Source organism: Streptococcus salivarius, from assembly GCF_002094975.1.
In the GTDB taxonomy this organism is placed as follows: domain Bacteria; phylum Bacillota; class Bacilli; order Lactobacillales; family Streptococcaceae; genus Streptococcus; species Streptococcus salivarius_D.
This window is the reverse complement of sequence record NZ_CP015283.1, coordinates 1,537,800-1,559,105: the sequence shown is the minus strand read 5'-3', so window position 1 is coordinate 1,559,105 and position 21,306 is coordinate 1,537,800. Positions and strand designations below refer to the sequence as shown.

Genomic DNA, 21,306 nt, shown 5'->3' with positions numbered 1-21,306 from the left:
TACCTCCATATGACAACTTTTAACACCTTCATTATAGCGCTTACATAAAGAATTTCTTAGCTTGCAAAACTCTCTATACAAGTTCAATAGTTCAATAAGTACTATTTCTGCTGCTGATATTGCTAAGGTTCAATCATTTCCAAGATATCTATACTGTCTCACAAGTGTCTTGGAATCAACTAGGCTGACTTCAAAATGGAAATACTGATTGCGTCCATCTCTGGCATTCTCTTTATTTAATAGAAAATAATTCTTTTGACTGATAGCTAGCTCCCTCATAATATCATCCGTCAAAAAGGTTAAGGGAATATCCATGGCAGAATAGCGATAAAAGTCTTCTTCAAATTTTAAATAGCTATCAGAAAAATAATCAATTTGAAATTTATCATCATAAATTTTTCTCTTCCTCATCTATGTTTTCAACCCCCAAACTAATTTCTAATATATCCTTTGTTCGAATACATTTATATCGCTTGCAAGATTTTATGATAACTTGATTAAAACCCAAGTCGACCACATAGCCACTACATCTACAGCGCCTACCTTGATCCTTTATCTGGAAATTTCCCAATAATTGACCTGAATAAAGCTGGTTTAATAAAGTAAACTTCTCTAAATCATCCAAATGACTCCTAAAATTTTCTTTAGTCTTATCTTCATGTAGGGAACTTGTATGTTCTGATAAGAAAAAGCCCATCCACTTCATCATTCCCCTATCTTGATGTTCCCTAGCTGATTGAAAGGGAAGGTAACTACGGTCTATCATTTTAAGCCATCTAATCCTCCAGCAGAGTGTCCACCAATAAGCTTACTTCGAGCAAGACTTCTAGATGCCTCCTGTAAAGCAGTTGCTTTTTGAATTGTCGTAAAGCCAAATTCCTGTCGAATACTATCTATAGCTGCCTGAAGTCTTTCTTCTTTATCAATGTCATCTGGATTATCAAATAAAGAAATAATTTGAAGCCTTTCATCTACAAAATTTGCATAAGAGACACTGACACTTCGAACAGCCCCTCCTTGATATTTCTTCCTAAAGAGTTCAATGACATGGCTTATTAGTACTCTTGTATTATTAGCAGGTTCAATCTTCATCTGTGCTTGTAGCGAACGCTTGCCCTCTAACTTTGAAAACCCAATACTAATGGAAACTTGACAAGCTTTCTTATGGGCTCGTCTTAACCTAATAGCTACCTGTTCTGCCATCTCTCTTAGAATCAATTCAATATCAGCTTGACGCTCATAGTCTCGTGGCAAGATTTGGGAATTCCCTAAGCCATGTGACTTTGGTTTATAAGGTTTATGAACATTACTCTCATCGATACCGTTGGCATGAAAAAAAAGATCTAAACCCACAATACCTAACTCCTTTTTAAGAGTATCAGGATTGCTATTAGCAAGTTCTCGAATAGAGAAAATCCCCAACTTGTTTAAACGCTTCTCCATCCGCTTTCCAATCCCCCAGAAATCGGTCATATGGGGGATATTCCAAACCTTAGTCTCGACATCTTCATAGGACCAGTTGGCTCTCATAGTAGCCGTATGTTTGGCCTCATTATCAAGAGCTAACTTGGCCAATAAGGGATTGCTATTAGACATCCCAACTGTCGAGTAAATACCTGTTTCCCTCCAAATATCTCTTTGAATACGCCCTGAAATCATATCTAACTTATCTTTTCTTGTAACTGTCCTATCGGGAATAAAGTAATTCAGTGACGACGTGAGATCAATGAAACCCTCATCAATGGAATAGGGAAGAATATCTTCAACACTGGCATAATTCTGGAAAATGTGTTGAATCTGAATATTCTTTTTTATATAGAGATCCATTCTAGGAGGAACGATAAAGGTAACTTTGGCCCAAGATTCGATGTAATCTACAAAATCTCTATCCGTTGGAAGTCCCTGCTTTTTGGCATTATAATAGTGAAACTTACGAGAATGAATGTCAAAAGGTAAGTCATAAGAACGACTAACATTTGACTTACCAAAAACCTGCTTAAATATGGGCGAGGAGGCTAGTATCAAGCCATTAGCATTTTCAGCCCTACTCATCACACATAGAGAAGTCTTAAGAGGGTGCAACCCACGTTCAACACACTCTACACTCGCATAGAAAGATTTCATATCTACAAAAGCAATATCACTTTGCGGTTCTCTTGAATAATCAAAATATCCCATGCTTGCCCTTTCGTTAGTTTATAAACTAACATTAGTATAAAATATAACTTGTTTTATTTCAAGTATTTTCCACAAAAAAATAACAACATCCCTTCTAGAATGTTGTTATCCTTCTATTTTTTCCCTTTAACTTGGTCGGTGGCAACATCTTCGCCAAACCATTTGTCAGAAATCTTTTGGAATTCTCCATTTTTATAAAGAGTTCTAAATCCTTGATTGATTTTTTTGATCAGTGTCTTATCTGCCTTACGAGCACCTACAGCAAAGCTTTCACCCTCGTAACCAGCAGGCATAACGTTATACTGATCCAGAACTCCTGATTTTTCTAAGTAGTAATTAGCATACACACGGTCAATCAATAGGCCGTCAATACGTCCACTATCAAGGTCAATCAAGGCCTGAGTAAAGGTCGAATATTGGACTGCTTTTTGGTTGGCGACGATATCCTTCAAAATCTTCGGTGAAGCATTGAAAGCATCATAACCGGAAGAGCCTGCTTGGGCACCTAAGGTCTTACCTGCCATTCCTGCAACAGAATCAATTCCCGAAGACTTTTTGGTTACCAGTACTTGTTCATTGACCATATAAGGCACTGTAAAGTCTGCAGACTGCTTACGCTCATCCGTGACCGAGTAACCATTCCAAATGAGGTCAATTGTCCCATTCTTCAGTTCTGTTTCTTTCATATCCCAGTCAATAGCCTGCCATTCGACATCAATACCATACAATTTAAAAACTGCAGTGGCAAGATCAATATCAAAACCAACATAGCTACCATCCTTTTCCTCATATCCCATAGGAACAAAGGTCGCATCAAAACCAATTTTGATTTTCTTTTCTTTGGTATAGGTTTGCCACTGGTCTTTCTGAGTTGCAAAATGTGAGCGCGAGCTACAAGCTGATAGCGCAAACAAAGGCAAAATGACAAGACAGCCTAGAAAAATCGTTTTTACTATTTTTTTCATGGAAAATCCTCACTATTTTGGATTGATAGTGACAATCTCGTCGGCGATGTGCTGTGCAAACTGCATATCGTGAGTGATAACGATTTGCGTAATCCCAGTCTCACGATTCTGCAAAATCAATTTCTCAACTTCTTGACGCAACTCAGGGTCAAGAGCTGATGTTGGTTCATCATAACCGACAATTTTCGGATCAATCATCATAGCACGCGCAAATGCAACACGTTGTTTTTGTCCCCCAGAAAGAGAGTAAGGATAAGCATTTCCGTGAGCTCCCAGACCTAAACGGTCAAGTAGGGCTTGAGCTTTTTTCTGGGCATCTTCCTTAGACATTCCCATCGTCTTAATTGGCGAAAGTGTTAGGTTGTCTAAGACTGTCAGGTGCGGAAACAGTTGGAAATCTTGGAAGACAAAACCTAGCAAGTTACGACTTTCCATCTGATCCAAAGGAATCTCTTCATTTTCATAAATAATTTGCCCTGAATCAATGGTTTCAAGTCCTGCTAACATACGTAAGAGAGTCGTTTTACCACCACCAGATGGTCCGACAATAGCTAAGATTTTCCCTTCTTCGACAGTTAGGTTATAGTTATCAAAAATTTTGTGTTGACCAAATTGCTTGGAAATATTTTTTAATTCTAACATAAGGTCTCCTATTTATAATAGTTGAATTTCTTTTCGATGTGTTTCGAAGCCACAGTCACCACACCCACAAGGATAAGATAGATAGCCCCAGCCACAAACATCGGTGCTAGGGTCGCATCACGGTTCGCAGCGGTACGACTTTCCAAAAGAAGGTCTCCAACCCCAAGCACATAAACCAATGATGAATCCTTAACCAAGTTAATAATCTCGTTAAAAATACTTGGCAAGACAATCTTGACCACCTGAGGAAGGATAATGTAGCGGATAGTTTGGAAAGGACTAAGTTTAAGCATTTTCGCTGCTTCGTATTGTCCTTTCGGAATAGCCAAGATTCCTCCACGGAAAATCTCTGCGAAATAAGCTGCATAATTAAGCGTAAAAGCAAGAATAGCAGCTGGCAGACGGTCAAAGACAATCCCAACACTTGGAAGAACATAATAAACGAAGATCAATTGTAAAAGGAGGGGCGTTCCACGCATAATCCAAACATAAAGGGTTAGTAACCAATTTAAAGGTTTGAATTTAATCTGCATTAAGAAAGCAAGTACAATCCCTAATGGAATCGACAGTACGATAACAATGAAGAATACTTGAAGTGTGACTACCGCACCGTTCAAAAGGGCTGGTAATACTTCCAAAACGTATGACATATAAACTCCTATAATTATTTAGTATTACTGAATATTATACCAAATTTTTTAAAAAAATGATATAAGATTTTGAAAATAGTAAAAAGGAGTGCGACTAGACCCACTTTTTAAATGAGTTCATAGTCACACTCCTGAGAGACTTAAATAATCGGTCCTAAGAAACAAACTATACTTAAGTCTAGTGTCCCTAAAGCTTATTTTAGATTTTCTTAACAAATTCAGATTTAAGTTTCATAGCACCAAAACCATCAATCTTACAATCAATGTTGTGGTCACCTTCAACCAAACGAATATTTTTAACACGTGTACCTTGTTTAATATCTTTTGGCGCACCTTTAACTTTCAAATCTTTGATAACTGTAACAGTGTCACCGTCAGCAAGACGTGTGCCATTGCTATCAAGAACCACAAGTCCTTCTTCTTCTGCAACTTCGTTTGGATCCCACTCATAGGCACATTCAGGACATACAAGCAAGATTCCATCTTCATAAACATACTCTGAGTTACATTTTGGACAATTTGGTAATGACATAATTCTCTCCTAAGATTGTGATATAGATACTATTCTACTTTAGATTTCTCAATTAAGCAAGGGTGAAAACGATAAAAACAAACAACATCCCTTACACTGTAAGAGATGTTGGTATTTTTATTCAACAGTAACTGATTTAGCCAAGTTACGTGGTTTATCGACGTCGAGTCCACGATGGAGTGTTGCAAAATAAGCAATCAATTGTGTCGGTACAACCATTGAAATTGGTGACAAGTAAGGGTGAACGTTATTAAGAACGATGTCATCGCCTTCTTTAGCAATATTTTCCTCAGCAATAGTCAACACTTTAGCACCACGTGCTGCTACCTCTTGGATATTACCACGAGTGTGGCTAGCAAGAACAGCGTCAGACAAGAGGGCAATAACAGGTGTACCATCTTCGATCAAAGCAATCGTTCCGTGTTTCAACTCACCTGCTGCAAAACCTTCACATTGAATATATGAGATTTCTTTCAATTTAAGACTAGCTTCCATAGCAACGTAGTAATCTTGACCACGACCAATATAGAAAGCATTACGTGTTTCTGCAAGAAGAGCTGCTACTTTCTCATCAATAACTTCTTTTTCAGAGAGTGTTGATTCGATAGATTGTGCTACAAGTGACAATTCATGTACCAAGTCAAATGCTTTAGCTTTTTCATTACCATTCGCTTCACCGACTGCTTTAGCCAAGAAGGCAAGAGCTGCAATTTGAGCAGTGTAAGCTTTAGTAGAAGCTACGGCAATTTCTGGGCCAGCATGAAGAAGCATTGTATGGTCAGCTTCACGAGAAAGAGTAGATCCCGGAACGTTTGTCACTGTCAAACTTGGAATACCCAACTCGTTAGCTTTAACAAGAACCTGACGGCTATCTGCTGTTTCACCTGATTGGCTAATAAAAACAAAGAGAGGTTTCTTGCTAAGGAGTGGCATACCATAACCCCACTCAGAAGAAATACCAAGCTCAACTGGTGTATCTGTCAACTCTTCGAGCATCTTCTTAGAAGCAAAACCAGCATGATATGATGTTCCTGCCGCAAGAATATAGATACGATCAGCCTCTTGAACAGCCTTGATAATATCAGCATCTACAGTCACTTGCCCCTTATCATCTGTGTAGGCTTGGATAAGCTTACGCATCACTGTTGGTTGCTCATCGATTTCTTTGAGCATGTAGTAAGGGTATGTGCCTTTACCAATATCAGATAGGTCAAGTTCAGCTGTATAGCTATCACGTTCTTTTACATTGCCATCATAGTCTTGAACTTCAACACTATCAGCTTTCACGATAACTAACTCTTGATCGTGAATTTCCATGTATTGATTAGTTTCGCGAATCATAGCCATGGCATCTGAGCAGACCATGTTATAGCCATCACCAAGACCAATCAAAAGTGGTGATTTGTTTTTTGCCACGTAAATTGTTGAGGCATCTTCAGAATCCATGAGGGCAAAGGCATATGATCCACGGATAATGTGAAGAGCTTTCTTGAATGCTTCAAGAGTTGACAAACCATCTTCTTCAACAAATTTTCCAATCAAGTGAACTGCAATTTCAGTATCGGTTTGACCTTTGAAATGGTGACCAGAAAGGTATTCTTCTTTAATTTCAAGATAGTTTTCAATAACACCATTGTGAACCAAAACGAAACGTTCTGTTTCTGAGCGGTGTGGGTGAGCATTGTCCTCTGTTGGTTTACCATGAGTTGCCCAACGAGTATGTCCAATACCGGCTGTACCTTCTACTCCTTCAGTTTTAGCAGCAAGTTCCGCAATACGGCCAACAGCCTTAACTAATTGACTAGATGCATCGCCAGCTACAAAGATACCAGCTGAATCATAACCACGGTATTCTAGCTTTTCAAGTCCTTGAGTCAAGATATCAGTTGCATTTGTGTTACCTACAACACCAACAATTCCACACATATTTTTAATAATAACCTCAAATCAAAGAGGTCATGTCTCCTTTATTTAAAATTGGTATAGTCAATAAGCTCTTTAAAAAGCTTGACGAGGACAGTATATTCCATATATTTGACATTGTCAAGTATAAAAATTGGTATAGTCCTAAAAAGACCTTTTACTCGCCTCTTATCCTAAGGAATAATCCTTAAAATATGCTATAATAAGGCTATGCGAATTCAACAATTACATTATATTATCAAAATCGTCGAAACCGGCTCAATGAATGAAGCCGCAAAACAACTTTTCATCACACAACCAAGTCTTTCAAATGCTGTTCGTGACTTGGAAAGAGAAATGGGAATTGATATCTTTATCCGTAACCCTAAAGGAATCACCTTAACCAAGGATGGCGTTGAATTTCTCTCTTATGCCCGTCAGGTAGTGGAACAAACGAATCTCTTGGAAGAACGTTACAAGAGTCACACAGAAACACGTGAATTGTTTAGTGTTTCCTCTCAACACTACGCTTTTGTTGTCAATGCTTTCGTCTCACTTCTCAAAAGAGCTGATATGACACGTTACGAACTCTTCTTACGTGAAACACGTACTTACGAAATTATTGAGGACGTTAAGAACTTCCGTTCAGAAATTGGTGTTCTCTTCCTTAACAGCTATAACCGAGATGTCTTGACTAAGATGTTTGACGACAACCGTCTCACATATACCAGTCTCTTCAAAGCTAGACCACATATCTTTGTCAGCAAGTCAAATCCCTTGGCTAAGCATGAAGTTGTTTCTTTAGAAGATTTAGAAGACTTCCCATACCTTAGTTACGACCAAGGGATTCATAATTCCTTCTACTATTCTGAAGAAATCCTCTCTCAGATTCCCCATAAAAAATCCATCGTGGTTTCAGACCGCGCGACACTCTTCAACCTATTAATTGGTTTGGATGGTTACACCATTGCTACAGGTATTTTAAATAGTAATTTGAATGGAGATAACATTGTCTCTATCCCGCTTGATATTGATGATGAAATTGATATTGTTTACTTGAAGCATGAAAAGGCAACCCTCTCTAAAATGGGAGAAAAATTCCTAGATAACCTCGTTAAAGAAGTCACTTTTGACAACTAATAGATGTTAGTCCCCAGCACAGAATGTTAATGTTGGGGACTTTTTATCACCCAAACTGTCCAATTTAGTGCACAAAAAAAGAGCCTTTCGACTCTCATTGTTATTTATAATTTTTATAGCTTGCCCAAGCCTCATCTATAGATAAGGTCTCAGCATCTGTATATGAGCCCCTATAGCTGTTCCAAACAAGGCCACTTGTTGAACCAGTTGCTTGGGTAACTGGAGCTTGATCATAGGCAGTCAAACCATAGTATGCAATAATGCTATTTAATTTAGAAGCGTAAAGACTGTCAGTTGCATAAGTTCCTGTCAATGCTTGAGTGGCATCTGCATAACTACTTGTATTTGATTTCCATGTGCCAGCATAAGTTGATGACGTCATCAAAGCAGCATAATCGGCTAAAGAATCGCTTAGACTTCCATAAGAACGGAAAGGTTCATCAATCTCATAAGTCTTCCCTGTACCATCGTCTTCCCATGTACGCATGGTCACAGAATTCCCATTATAAGTGCCTTTAATCCCGAAGAAGTTGTAATAAGGAGCTTGACTCAGACCTGACTGACCTGAATTTGATTCCAGAATGGCTTGAGCAATTAGAACAGAAGCATAGATATTGTAATCTTGACCAATCTGTCTAGCAGTCTCTCCGATATTATCAATAAAAGCCGTCGTAGTTTGATTGTAAGCAGCTTCAGCTTTAGCATTAACACTGTTATCATTTTTTCTATCTGTTGTAAAAGCTAGAACCAAAAAAAGTGAACACATAAAAGCTCCCACGGTAAAAATCATATACTTCTTTAAATGACGATACATACAACCCTTCCTTCATAAGATTTTTGATTATAATATTTTAATACTATTCTATCAGAAAAACTGACAAGTCGCAACTTTCAGAACTATTTTCCTTGATAAATAAAGCAAACATCACCTTTACATCATATTTATAATAAGCTATAATATAGTCAAATTTTAAGGAGATAGATGAATGAAAATAAAAGAATTCTTACCCGGATTAAGTATTGCAATACTTATATCTCTCCTAGCATGGTTCCTTGGAAACTTATTCCCTATTATTGGTGGGCCTGTCCTTGGTTTATTTATAGGTCTTCTGCTAGGAATTATTCTAAGAGATTCTCAGAAACTTAAAACAGGAATGCAATTCACTTCTAAAAAAGTATTACAATACGCTGTTGTTCTTCTTGGATTTGGACTAAATCTTTCCCAAGTCTTTAAGGTTGGCGTAACATCACTTCCCATTATTCTAGTGACTATTACTACGGCACTGCTTACTGCTTATGTCGTCCATCGCGTGTTCAAGCTAGATAGTGAAATTGCTACTTTAGTAGGTGTTGGTTCCTCTATTTGTGGGGGATCTGCTATCGCTGCAACCGCTCCTGTAATCAAGGCTAAAGATGAATCTATTGCAACAGCAATCTCTGTAATTTTCTTTTTTAACATCTTAGCGGCTTTACTCTTCCCTCACTTGGGATCCTGGTTGGGACTTAGTAATCAAGGCTTTGCCATATTTGCTGGAACAGCTGTCAACGATACTTCTTCTGTAACTGCTACAGCTAGTTCCTGGGATAGCTTACATGGAACATCCATTCTGGAGCAGGCGACAATTGTTAAGTTGACTCGAACACTTGCTATCATCCCTATAACTCTTGGGCTTTCTGTATGGCAGTCGCGAAAGAACAATACAAAGGAAGCATTCTCGCTAACCAAAGCAGTGCCTAACTTTATCCTTTGGTTCCTTTTGGCCTCACTGATTACAACTGTTTCAATGTCACTCGGTGTAACACCTGCCGTCTTTTCACCTTTAAAAGACCTTTCGAAATTATGGAACATCCATTCTGGAGCAGGCGACAATTGTTAAGTTGACTCGAACACTTGCTATCATCCCTATAACTCTTGGGCTTTCTGTATGGCAGTCGCGAAAGAACAATACAAAGGAAGCATTCTCGCTAACCAAAGCAGTGCCTAACTTTATCCTTTGGTTCCTTTTGGCCTCACTGATTACAACTGTTTCAATGTCACTCGGTGTAACACCTGCCGTCTTTTCACCTTTAAAAGACCTTTCGAAATTTATGATTATTATGGCAATGACAGCTATTGGTTTCCAAACAAATCTCAAAAAACTAATCACTAAAGGAGGCTCAGCACTTCTAGTGGGAGGAGTCTGTTGGTTATTAATCAGTCTTGCTTCTCTTCTCATGCAAAAGGTATTAGGACTTTGGTAAAAGACATCTAAAAAACTCACAATCTTGCTAAGTTTGTGAGTTTTTATTATAGAATCATTTTTTATACTCAAAGACATAGGTTTGAATAACCTTGTCCCCATCGTTTGTTACTTTCAAATCAACTTGATAACTTTTAGTTTCACCGCTAATATCCTGAACCCTATAAACACCGTCTTTTTTTACTGATGTAGGTGCCTGTCCAGAATAATGTTTCACATCAATATGTGAAGAACCATCTAAAGACAAAGGCATAAGCCCGTTTAGAGAATAGAGTCCATAAAAAATAAGGCACAAAACACTAAGTGAACTAAGGCTCACCAAATAATATTTCAAAAAATCCCCTGATTTCAACCCCTGATTACTCACTTCTTCATTATTTTCCTTTAATTTAAGAATCTTTTTATTAGAGCGTTATCAAATTTATTCTACATATATTTGGAGATTTTGTCAAATTATTTGATGTTTATAATCTAAATTGTAAATCCATTACAAACTAAAAACCGTTAAGGACTAACGGCAATTTTTTATTTCTGAAATAACGTATTCAAGACGGCTATAGAGACCAAGTAATAAGTCGTAACTTCGATTTTCATTTTCTTTCAAAACAGTAAAAACTGTTGTACTATAGGTAAATTCAAAGAAGTCATCTAATTCCTTGAGCCAGTCATCAATAACCCCTAAATTTTGATCAATGATTGCAAACAAACTTGGTTGATACCAGATTGTACCTTCGATATAAAGGTTTTTGTCAGATAATTTAGATAGGGATACTTTCAAGTCAGCAAGCTCTCGTTTAGCAAGATTCGGTTCAATCTTTAAATCAAAAAGCAAGCGTGCATCATGATTTAGAATATCGAGTTCTGCTTGAAGCAGTTGAATATAATGTATCGCTACTAAATACTGGTTCATGGGTCTCTCCTGGTCATCTGAAAATCGTACTATTATTGTACCACTAAAGAATGAAAAAATGTAGTAATTATTTAATTTTTTACAGGATTTTTTTAGAAAAAATACCATGCTTTAAATTTCTGTTTAAAAATAATGACACTAGCAATTTTCTAAGAGTTTAAGAAATGAAAGATTTTTTAAAAAAAGAAAAACACTCACGAATGAGTGCAATTCTAGTATTAATGACTAACCATTTCTTGGGCAATTTCCAAACCACTAAGTTTTCCAGGATAGTAAGTTGGCCAATTATCCATCTCTTTTAGAATCTCATCTTGGCTACTATTACCAAAGAAAATATGGAAATGTGCTGAAGTTGTTGGATCTATTTGATGATCTGAAAATTGGACATATTGGTAAGGATTGTCAGCAGCTTGACTGTCAGTTGCTGTGAAGAGATAACGGACACCTTTTTTACCAGAAGCATAAGTCAAAATCTTATAACCATCATAACGATAAGTGTGTGTCACGCTACTTCCATCATTCTTTGTGAAAGTCATGGTCATCTTTTTACCATCAATAGCAATTTTAGAAACATCTGTTTGATAGCCCTTAGTGTAGTATTCTTTGTACTCTTGTGCGGTTTTATCCTTATTCAATAGAGATTTGTATTCAAATACTTGATCTAAAGTACCATCTTGGAGGTAAGGATAGACCGATTGCCACTCACCAGACCAATCAGAAAGTTCTCTATCTTTAACATCTTTATCATCAAAGTAACCATTTTGGACTGTTTTCTTATCATCACTTCCTGTTTCAGGTTGGATAGCTTTCCCTTCAACATCTGTTGTTAAACGAAGATTCTTTAGGTTCTCAGTCATAACACTGACATAATCTTCACCTTTTTTCAACTGTTCCTTAGTTAGTGATTCAATTGGATTTAAAACTGCTGTCTTAACTCCTACTTCATTAGCTAAGGTTTTGGCAACGCTACTTGAAGCATTTTCCTCAAAGTAGATATAGTTAATGTCATATTCTTTGACATACTTAGAAAGGCTAGCGATACGTTTTGCAGATGGATCAGATTCAGCTGAAACACCTGAAATTGGTACTTGTGTCAAACCGTAATCTAAAGCAAGGTAGGCAAAAGCTGAGTGCTGGGTAACAAAACTTTTCTGTTTCGCTTGACTTAAGGCTTCAGTATACTCCTTATCCAAAGTCTTTAATTTTTTAAGGTATTTCTCAGCATTGGTTGTAAAGACTGCTTTTTTATCTGGGTGTTGAGCAATCAAACCGTCCCTAATAGTTTCAACTAATTTTTGAGAACGTTTAGGTGAGAGCCAAACATGAGGATCATATTCGTGGTGATGCTCTTCTCCACCGTGATCATGATCTTCTTCCTCTATTCCAGGTAAGAGAACCATGCCTTGACTTGCCTTAATGATTTTTGTATTTTTAGTGTTGATAGACTTTTCAACTTTTGGAACCCAGGTTTCCATATTTTCATTTAGGTAGACGAAAGTATCTGCTTTTTCAATGTCAGCGACATTCTTAGTAGATGGTTGAAAATCGTGGGCTTCACTACCAGCGGGAATAAGATAAGACACCTCTCCCTCATCGCCAACAACCTGCTTTGTAAATTCATAAACAGGGTAAAAGCTGGTCACAACCTTCAAGTCGCTATTTCCTTTTGAACCGTGGTGACTAGTCGTATAATAAATACCTGCACCAGCAGCTAAAACAACTGCTGCTATTCCTGCTAGGCCAAAAATGCGTTTCTTTTTCATGATATTCCTTTCAAAATACTTAACCAGTTAATAGTTTACTGGTTAAGTATATCACACTTCATTTATTTTGCAAGTACTAAAATAAAAAAATTGAAATATTTCGATGAAAAAGAATTATTTGATATACTGGAAATATCATTTGGAAAGTAGGTTATACATGTTTCGTAAATTAACCCTATATCTTTTTTTATTGCTTGCATCCATTGGCCTGACTTATGATACACAATCATACACCTCAGGTGCCTTGTCTGGTTCAGCATACGGTATTATTGGACTATCAACACTAATTGCCTTATGTTATATCCTACCAGGAATATTTCTGGTTCGATACTTAGGTAAGAGATGGCAGGTGAAACCACTTGTTCTCATATTTGCTCTAATTGGTGGAGTCTTTATTACAGGATGGATAGCTGGTTATGCCAATACCATTTCTCACGACTGGGTGACTGCTCATCTTTCTTCAAAGAGTTTCTTCTACCGCTTTGAGGATGCCCTTATGGCCCCCCTAGTTGAAGAACCCCTCAAACTAGCTGCTTTTCTCTTTGCTATCTATATGGTGCCAACAAAAAGTTACAAGGGGCTCTTGCTTGTCGCTATTACGGCAGGTCTTGGCTTCCAGATTAGTGAAGATTTCTCCTATATTCTTTCAGATTTGCCTGATGGTTTTTCTTATACGGTTTCAGGGATTCTTGGTCGAACTATTGGTGCTGTATCGTCTCACTGGCTTTACACGTCCTTCCTTGCTATAGGGCTAGTCCTTATATGGCGTTCACGTCAAAAACTCATTAATTCCAAGTACAGTCTTATTGGTATTCTTTATGCTTGCGGTGCTTTTGCGGCACACTTTGCTTGGAATTCACCTCTTCGAAATTTAGAAAGCGATTTGCCATGGGCATCAGGCCTTCTCATTTCAGTCAATCTTTTCTTTTTCATTACACTTTATCAGATTCTCTCGAAACTAGATGAAGAAAACAAGTAATGTTTAGAATACTAAAAAACCTTTCCAATTTTATGGAAAGGCTTTTTTGATGACTTTAATCACTCATAGAAAAACGATTGGTCATCAAGTTACTTGCATCATCTAAGACTTTTGCCAATAGTTTATCTGTTTCTGACTGAATCTTATCACTAATTTTTTGATTTTCTGCTTCAAAATCAATACTTTCATCATTAGCCAAAGCGGTATCAACATGATTAATCATGGCATGGCCAAGAGCCATAGTTGTTTCTACATAGGCATCTAAATCAGCTTCATGCTGTTGGAAATGAGGATCACAGATAGCAGCAATCAAGCGATTACTCCAGTAGAAATTACCTGTATCTACTTTATCAGTTGTTTGACGGAAATAAGCAGGTGTTGTTCCGACCTGAGTCCAGAATGGCACCATTGTACCGAATGGCATTGATCCATAGGCTAACCACTGAATACCAGTTGTTTCTGATGGTTTGTTAGGACGCATTTGCAAGAGAGCTGTTTGACTAGTACGGTTAATACCGATTGGACGGAATTGGCGTTGACTTACCGCATCTCCTTGAGGTCCATAAGGGTCATAAGGTGTATCTTGGTAATGAAGACTCAAAACGTATTTAACATCTTCAACTGTAATTTTACGGTATGGTTTTTGGCACCATGGAATAAAGAATGATTTTGGATCATAGTCTTTTTCTGGGTTCAAAAATTTCTGCATAGCCCAGGCACGTGGTGTATTATAATGACGATCCTTATCTCGTTGGCTACCAAAAGCATAACGTGGATTAAAGTGTTCATTAGAATAAGTCAAATCTAGGTGATGTTTATTAATGAAGTTTCGAATGTCTGGTGAGGCAAGATAGTCGTCTGGATTTTCAAACTCATAGTGATCGATACCAAGTTGGTTTGGGTTAGTTACATAGGCATCGTCTGGAACACGTCTTGCAATCCAATGGTGACCACCAATTGTTTCCAACCACCAAATTTCTTCAGTGTCTGAAAAAGCAATACCATTTGACTCATAAGTTCCGTAAGTTTCAAGGAGTTGTCCCAAACGAAGGACACCTTCACGCGCCGTCTTGATATATGGCAAGACCAAAGTCAACATATCCTCTTCTCCAAAACCATCTTTAACAAGAGGATCTGCACCGAGAACACGCGCATTGGTCGTGATTGTTTCTGTTGCACTCATGGCAACATTAGCTGAGTTAATACCAGCTTCACCCCAAATACCGTCTTTCCCAAGCGCATCTGGGACAGAAGTATAACGTAGAGGATTATCTGGCAAATCAATTGAAAAATTGCTAAGCACAGACTGGTAATGACGCGGTTGGTCTTCAGGGGGCACGACGAGAAATTCTTTAGGCGTAAAAACGCCTGATTGAGAATCCTCAGTACGTGCAATCATGGTAGAGCCGTCATATGAGGCTTTCTTACCTACTAAAATCGTTGTACAAGCCATAAAAGCTTCCTTTCTACTTACAAATCGTCCGCAATCTTATTGATTTTTCTGAGACGATGGTTAACACCACTCTTGGTCAGAGGAGGTTCTATACTATCTGCAATCTGCTGGATAGAGTAATCTGGGTTGGCAATACGAAGTTGGGCAATTTGGCGCAGCTCCACCGGTAAAATCTCCAAGCCAACCGTATCCATAATCTTGATAATATTATTAATTGTTTTCATGCTAGCACTAATCGTTCTAGCAATATTAGCTGTTTCCGCATTATTGGCACGATTCAGATCATTTCTGGTTTCTCGCATAATTTTGACCTCTTCGAAGACATCCTTAGAATTCATTGCACCAATAACAAGGAGAAAATCCATAATGTCCTCAGCTTTTTGAAGATAGGTCACAAAACCATTTTTATGACTCAAAACCTTGGCATCGAGCATAAATTTTTTCATGAGAGAAGCTAAATCCTCTGCATGGTCTTGGTAAACGGAAAAAATTTCTAATTGATAACGTCCCTTTTCAGGATCACGTACTGTTCCAGTCGCCAAAAAAGCGCCTCGTAAATAGGATCTTCCAGCTTCGTCATCTTCCATTACTGATGTTTCAATACCTGTTTCAAAGCCAAAGAAAGAATCTGCCAATTGTAAATCGGACAAAATATCATTGACATGGTCAGCGACAAAAACCGTGTAAACACGATTTTTCTTGAGATTAGTCTTGTTGTGATGTCTCAATTCAGGATTACTCTGATAACGACTTTCCATTAATTGGTAGATATGTCGCGCAATCTTTGCATTTTCTGTTGAGATGGAAAGAGTCAAGCCTTGATTAGTCAATCCAACCGAACCAGACATCTTAATCAATGCTGACAACTCAGCCTTGTCTTTGCTTGAAGCAGCAATTATCTCTTCTTTAACCTTAATTGTGAAACTCATGACTTGTTCCTCACTAGATGCATGAGCTCATCCACTACCAAGTCACCATGGTGGAAGGCACCACCATTTTCAAGTCGCAAAAAATTAGAAGACACAACTGTTTTAGCTTCACGACGTAAGCCCTCAAAATCATGCTCAACCTGAACAAGGTATTCATCAAATTTATTACTAGCCATGTATTCCTTAGGCACTTTCTTGATGTTAACTAAGACATTGTCAATCACATCAGAGCCAAGATGACGATTAAGAACAGCCACATGGTCGGCATCTGAGAATTGCTCCGTTTCTCCGTACTGAGTCATAATATTACAAATGTACGTGACATCAGCCTTGGTCTCGATAAGAGCCTGACGAATCTCTGGTATCACCAGGTTGGGCAAAATCGATGTATAAAGAGATCCAGGACCTAAAACAATCATATCACTATTCATAATAGCATCTACAACCTTACGACTGGCCTTAGGCTCTTCATCATTATAGGTATTGGTCACATAAACGCGCTCAATCATGCCATCGTACTGGGCAATACTACTCTCCCCTGCTACTTCATGACCATCTTGAAAAACGGCATGAAGCGTCAAGGCTGTCTCACTAGCAGGATAAATTTTGCCTGTAACGTGGAAAAATTTCGTCAGAAGCTGCATGGCATTATAGGTAGAGCCCTGCATTTCTGAAATTCCAGCGATGATTAGATTTCCGAGTGGATGACCAGCCAAAGCACCATCGGTTTTATCAAAACGATATTGGAAAACTCTTTCATAAAGTTTAGGCATATCACTCATAGCTACCAAAACATTACGCAAATCCCCTGGAGGTGTCAGTTGCATGATATCACGCAAATCTCCCGAAGAACCGCCATCATCAGCTACAGTTACCACAGCAGTGATATCAACATCCTTATAACGCAAACTACGAAGAATGACTGGGATACCAGTTCCCCCACCTATTACTGTAATTCTTGGTTTTCTCATGAACGATTCACTGTCTCCTTACGTCGATCCTTATCACGATGTGTTTCATTGACTGTCCAATCATTTTTTAAATCTTGGGCCAGACGATGTGCAAAAGCTACACTACGGTGCTGACCACCTGTACACCCAACAGCAATAGTGAGAACAGACTTACCTTCTCTTTTGTAGCCAGGCAAGATTGGTTTAATAAGCTGTGTCAAGTGATTGTAAAACTCTTCTGATTCCTTATGGTTCATGACATAATCAAAAACCTCTTTATCCAAACCTGTGAGGTTACGAAGTGCAGGATCATAATAAGGATTTGGCAAGAAACGAACATCAAAAACCAAATCTGCATCCAATGGCAATCCATATTTAAAACCAAAACTCACAACTTCAATACGGAAAGAAGATTGGTCTTGTTCAGATGAGAACTGTTCAGAAATAGCCTTACGCAGCTGGCGTGGTGTTAATTCTGTCGTATCAACCACGTTCTGACTCAAACTCTTAAGCGGTGACAAAAGCTCACGCTCTAGCTTGATGCCATCCAAAACACGGCCATCTGCTGCCAGTGGGTGACTACGACGTGTCTCTTTATAGCGAGAAACCAATTCACCATCCGTGGCATCCAAGAATAGAATCTTGAAATTAAGTTCCTCATTGCTTTCCAATTTATCCAGAATATCGTTGATCTCATCGAAGAACAAGCGACTGCGCATATCAATGACAAGAGCAATCTTATCTGTCTCTTCACTATGTTTTACCAATTCGATAACCTTAGGTACCAAAGAAGGTGGCATATTATCAATGGTGAAGTATCCAATATCCTCAAAGGATTGAATGGCCACAGTCTTACCTGCACCACTCATCCCTGTTACAACAACTAAATTAATTTTTTTCGTTCCCATGAGACTCCCTTTCTAGTCTTTCTTCTTTCAAGGCACGAATATCGTCTGACATCTTCTCAACTTGTTGGCTAACCCCCATAATCATTTCTGTCTGCAATTTTTGAATTGTCAGAAGATCTGATTGGTCTTGTTGAACCAAGTGGTCAATTTTTTCATGAAGAAGTCGAATTTCTTCCTTAGACTGGGTATTGACGTGATAGTCGTTACTCGCTTGTAAACGGTCATAATCCGATGCTCGATTCTGACTCATCATAATCAATGGTGCCTGAACGGCCGCTAAAGTGGACAAGGCCAGATTCAACAGAATAAATGGATACTTATCAAAGGCAATCCCAAAAGGTTGAACAACATTAAGCCCCATCCAAATAGCCATAAAAGCAACGAATGACAAGATAAAAGTCCAAGATCCACCAAATCGGGCCACTTCATCCGCTACTTTTTGACCAAAAGTGATCCTACTATCCAATTGTTCTTGGATGTCTTGATCCTCGTACAATAAACTCTTGGTCACATCGTGAACGGTTTCCCGAACATGTTCGTTTTTCTCATTAGCATTAGCAATAACTTCATCAAGAAAAACTAACCTATAATCCAAAAGACTGATATTACTAATAAAATCATGTCCTCTTAAATCAGGGTAATCTTTTTTTCAAAAGTATTTGCAAACGACTATTTAGACGTTCGAAATAGGAGCCATCGGTTTCATCGAACCACTCTTTAGAGATATAATCCTGAACTCTCTTAACCTGCATATTTTCGCCTTCTTTCTAGGCTCTATTATACCATATTGAAAGCTTAAACGTTCAATAGATAAAGGAAAAGAGTCCAAGACTAACCTCAGACTCCTCATTATTGGGACAATTAATTTAACATCTTCTTATTGGTAATTCAAAGTCCAGTAGTAAGTACCATCACCTGCGACAACACAAGCCACTGCAGCTTGAGTAGCATCTGGACTCATGAGAAGTTCACGAATACCACTGCTCAACCATTTATTTGCAACAACTGAACCATCAGATTCACGACGGTAAACAATACCGTCACTGTTGTAAGTATGTGAAATATCTTTGGCGTGTGGAAGAGTTGTGCTATTGTAAAGATCATCAGACCATGTAAGCGCTGGTAAACCGGCAGCTGTACGTTGAGCATTGATTTCATTAAAGGCAGCCTTAGCTGAGTCCACTTCAACATAATCAGAGTTTTCAGTTGGTTCTACATGATAAACAAATTTAACATAACCAAATTCAACGTCTTTATAATCTTTGTCATCAACACCACTCTTAAGGTTGGCTGTAATCACATAATCACGTGCCCAAGCACTGCCTTTAGAAGCATTGAAGTTATCAACATCTTCAATTTCCCAAGTTACCTTACAATCCCAACCAGAATTATCTAAGAATTTTGGAGCAAGATTCTTGATAACATAATCTTTGAATTCATCCACATTTTGGAATGGCAAAGCTTCACCTGCTTTACCAGTACCAACGACATTTTCAGAATACAATTTAACACTTGAAGCGTTATCATCATACATGTATTCATCGTTTCCTGCTGGTTTGTGGAAGTCTGGGTCAAGCTCAGGGTCATCATTGGCAGTAGCATTGTAGAGTTTCCACTTTCCATCAACCCATTTGTAGTAACCATCGATACCACGCGCATTTTCTTCATCAGTCATAGCCACACGGTAATAATATGTACCGTTGTCATCTACAAATCGTGGATCTGAGTACATACGATAATCTGTTGGTGGCAATGTTGGTTTTGGCAACTTATCATAGTCAATGTTTGTTTCAGGCGCATATGGTGGTTTTTCAAGTTCAGGAGCTTCAGAACTTGTTTCTGATGTTGAACCTGTCTCTGAAGTTGCTGCTGAAGAAGATTCAGACGTTACAGCAGAGCTTGAGTTACCAGTCGATACTGCTTCTGAAGTTGAATCTACTGTTGAAGCCCCTTCTGAGCTACCCACTGAGGTTGAATCTACTGTTGAAGCTCCTTCTGAGCTACCCACTGAAGTTGAATCTACTGTTGAGGCTACTTCTGAACTTGCTGATGAAGTTGAATCTACAGTTGAAGCTACTTCTGAGCTTGCTGATGACGTTGAATCTACAGTTGAAGCTACTTCTGAACTTGCAGACGATGTTGAATCTACTGTTGAGGCTCCTTCTGAGCTACCCGCTGAAGTTGAATCTACTGTTGAAGCCCCTTCTGAGCTACCCACTGAGGTTGAATCTATTGTTGAGGCCCCTTCTGAACTTGCAGATGAAGTTGAGGCAACGGTTGAGGCCGCTTCTGAACTTGCAGATGAAGTTGAACCTACGGTTGATGGTGCTTCTGAGCTTGCTGATGACGTTGAATCTACAGTTGAAGTTGTTGGAGCTTCAGAATCTGTGCTTGAAGCCTTAACAAGTACCCACTTACCATTTGAATAATAGTAATAATCGCCATTATCTTTCAAATAATAGTGAGTACCATTTTCATAACGGTAGTGAGGGTCATTTCTCAAAACCTCATAACCTGTCGTTGGTGTATTGTTAGAACCACTATTGTTGTTATTATAGTCACCACCACGAACCCAACGACCGTTATAGTTAACATAGTAGCTACCATCACTCAAGATGTAGTACAAATAGCCATTGCTATAGCGGTAAGTACCTGATTCGTTGTAGTTGTTGTAACCAGGATTATAGTTGTTATAGCCATAATCATAGTTATAATTATAGCCATAGTTATAGTTTGGATAGTAATTATTGTAACCGTAGTTATAGCCATAATTGTAATTATAGCCTGGATAATAGCCATTGTATCCGTAGTTATAACCATAGTTTGGATAATAGTTGTTATACCATGGATTATAAGAATAGTTATTATAGTAACCTCGGCCATAATAACTATCGGCCTGTGCACGATTATTACCAACAACCGTTGGTGCTAGTATGGCTGCCCCCAGAACAGCACACGAAATTAAACGTAAACTTTTTCTCATTGTTTTCGTCCCCTTTTTTAAAAACAAATATACCTTTTATAAGCAATCGCTTACATTTCTATTTACACCTTAATTGTAAGAAATAAAACTTCTATTGTCAAATTATTTTAATAATAGAAGTTTCTAAGAACAGACCAATGAAAAACTAACAATACCCTTACTTTTCATTGTAGAAAATAATT

Annotated in this window: 19 protein-coding genes and 3 pseudogenes; 4 read left to right on the top strand and 18 right to left on the bottom strand. The window is 38.2% G+C overall.

What is annotated here, in order from left to right; all coding sequences use genetic code 11:
- Positions 1–129: 129 nt before the first annotated feature.
- From V471_RS07290 to glmS, 8 genes are all read right to left on the bottom strand, one after another.
- On the bottom strand, positions 130–411 hold the full coding sequence (locus V471_RS07290; RefSeq protein WP_045772402.1) for a DUF5960 family protein: 282 nt from the start codon (positions 409–411) through the stop codon (positions 130–132).
- The gene (locus V471_RS07285; protein WP_070578503.1) at positions 389–766 is read right to left on the bottom strand and encodes a hypothetical protein; all 378 of its coding nucleotides are present in this window, start codon (positions 764–766) and stop codon (positions 389–391) included. The genes V471_RS07290 and V471_RS07285 overlap by 23 nt, the downstream gene beginning before the upstream one ends.
- Positions 763–2,178, bottom strand: a complete 1,416-nt coding sequence (locus tag V471_RS07280; RefSeq protein ID WP_070849707.1) for a Y-family DNA polymerase — start codon at positions 2,176–2,178, stop codon at positions 763–765. Before V471_RS07280 ends, V471_RS07285 begins: the two co-directional genes overlap by 4 nt.
- Before the next feature lie 113 nt (positions 2,179–2,291).
- Positions 2,292–3,143, bottom strand: a complete 852-nt coding sequence (locus V471_RS07275) for an amino acid ABC transporter substrate-binding protein (protein WP_004182424.1) — start codon at positions 3,141–3,143, stop codon at positions 2,292–2,294.
- Positions 3,144–3,155: 12 nt separating this feature from the next.
- The gene (locus V471_RS07270) at positions 3,156–3,785 is read right to left on the bottom strand and encodes an amino acid ABC transporter ATP-binding protein (protein WP_002891086.1); all 630 of its coding nucleotides are present in this window, start codon (positions 3,783–3,785) and stop codon (positions 3,156–3,158) included.
- A gap of 8 nt (positions 3,786–3,793) precedes the next feature.
- Entirely contained in the window at positions 3,794–4,435 is a 642-nt protein-coding gene (locus tag V471_RS07265; protein WP_002891087.1) for an amino acid ABC transporter permease, read from the bottom strand.
- A 199-nt stretch (positions 4,436–4,634) separates the two neighbouring features.
- A complete protein-coding gene (locus tag V471_RS07260; RefSeq protein ID WP_002891088.1) occupies positions 4,635–4,967 on the bottom strand; it encodes a zinc ribbon domain-containing protein YjdM in 333 nt (110 codons plus the stop codon).
- Between the two features lie 117 nt (positions 4,968–5,084).
- Positions 5,085–6,893 carry a glutamine--fructose-6-phosphate transaminase (isomerizing) gene (glmS, locus tag V471_RS07255; RefSeq protein ID WP_045768647.1) on the bottom strand — a complete coding sequence of 603 codons (1,809 nt, stop codon included), beginning with the start codon at positions 6,891–6,893 and terminating at the stop codon, positions 5,085–5,087.
- A gap of 207 nt (positions 6,894–7,100) precedes the next feature.
- Here glmS and V471_RS07250 point away from each other — a divergent pair, with 207 nt between their 5' ends.
- Positions 7,101–8,009, top strand: coding sequence for a LysR family transcriptional regulator (locus V471_RS07250; protein ID WP_002891090.1), 909 nt, complete (start codon positions 7,101–7,103; stop codon positions 8,007–8,009).
- Between the two features lie 100 nt (positions 8,010–8,109).
- Here V471_RS07250 and V471_RS07245 read toward each other — a convergent pair whose 3' ends face one another.
- The gene (locus V471_RS07245) at positions 8,110–8,823 is read right to left on the bottom strand and encodes a glycoside hydrolase family 73 protein (protein WP_013990492.1); all 714 of its coding nucleotides are present in this window, start codon (positions 8,821–8,823) and stop codon (positions 8,110–8,112) included.
- A gap of 172 nt (positions 8,824–8,995) precedes the next feature.
- On the opposite strand from V471_RS07245, the pseudogene V471_RS07240 reads away from it, so the two are divergent.
- Positions 8,996–9,847: pseudogene (locus V471_RS07240) on the top strand (YeiH family protein); the annotation flags it as partial.
- A 1-nt stretch (position 9,848) separates the two neighbouring features.
- Positions 9,849–10,250: pseudogene (locus V471_RS07235) on the top strand (putative sulfate exporter family transporter); the annotation flags it as partial.
- Between the two features lie 54 nt (positions 10,251–10,304).
- On the opposite strand, the gene V471_RS11395 reads toward V471_RS07235, so the two are convergent.
- From V471_RS11395 to V471_RS07220, 3 genes are all read right to left on the bottom strand, one after another.
- Positions 10,305–10,616, bottom strand: coding sequence for a hypothetical protein (locus tag V471_RS11395; protein WP_013990490.1), 312 nt, complete (start codon positions 10,614–10,616; stop codon positions 10,305–10,307).
- A gap of 144 nt (positions 10,617–10,760) precedes the next feature.
- A complete protein-coding gene (locus V471_RS07225) occupies positions 10,761–11,159 on the bottom strand; it encodes a hypothetical protein (protein WP_004182418.1) in 399 nt (132 codons plus the stop codon).
- A gap of 218 nt (positions 11,160–11,377) precedes the next feature.
- Entirely contained in the window at positions 11,378–12,922 is a 1,545-nt protein-coding gene (locus V471_RS07220) for a metal ABC transporter solute-binding protein, Zn/Mn family (RefSeq protein ID WP_004182417.1), read from the bottom strand.
- 157 nt (positions 12,923–13,079) lie between these two features.
- Between V471_RS07220 and V471_RS07215 the strand changes: the two genes are divergently transcribed.
- Complete coding sequence (locus V471_RS07215; RefSeq protein ID WP_049553749.1) at positions 13,080–13,901, top strand: PrsW family intramembrane metalloprotease; 822 nt, start codon at positions 13,080–13,082, stop codon at positions 13,899–13,901.
- Positions 13,902–13,956: 55 nt separating this feature from the next.
- On the opposite strand, the gene V471_RS07210 is transcribed toward V471_RS07215, so the two are convergent.
- The 6 genes and pseudogenes from V471_RS07210 to V471_RS07185 form a co-directional block, all read right to left on the bottom strand.
- Complete coding sequence (locus V471_RS07210) at positions 13,957–15,354, bottom strand: C69 family dipeptidase (protein WP_070849698.1); 1,398 nt, start codon at positions 15,352–15,354, stop codon at positions 13,957–13,959.
- A 17-nt stretch (positions 15,355–15,371) separates the two neighbouring features.
- On the bottom strand, positions 15,372–16,283 hold the full coding sequence (gene whiA, locus V471_RS07205; RefSeq protein WP_002891101.1) for a DNA-binding protein WhiA: 912 nt from the start codon (positions 16,281–16,283) through the stop codon (positions 15,372–15,374).
- Positions 16,280–17,254 carry a YvcK family protein gene (locus V471_RS07200; protein ID WP_004182414.1) on the bottom strand — a complete coding sequence of 325 codons (975 nt, stop codon included), beginning with the start codon at positions 17,252–17,254 and terminating at the stop codon, positions 16,280–16,282. The genes whiA and V471_RS07200 overlap by 4 nt, the downstream gene beginning before the upstream one ends.
- Complete coding sequence (gene rapZ, locus V471_RS07195) at positions 17,251–18,141, bottom strand: RNase adapter RapZ (protein WP_004182413.1); 891 nt, start codon at positions 18,139–18,141, stop codon at positions 17,251–17,253. Before rapZ ends, V471_RS07200 begins: the two co-directional genes overlap by 4 nt.
- A pseudogene (locus tag V471_RS07190) lies at positions 18,122–18,893 on the bottom strand (DUF1003 domain-containing protein). The gene rapZ and the pseudogene V471_RS07190 overlap by 20 nt, the downstream one beginning before the upstream one ends.
- 125 nt (positions 18,894–19,018) lie before the next feature.
- Entirely contained in the window at positions 19,019–21,124 is a 2,106-nt protein-coding gene (locus V471_RS07185; RefSeq protein ID WP_084871340.1) for a CAP domain-containing protein, read from the bottom strand.
- Between the last annotated feature and the right edge of the window lie 182 nt (positions 21,125–21,306).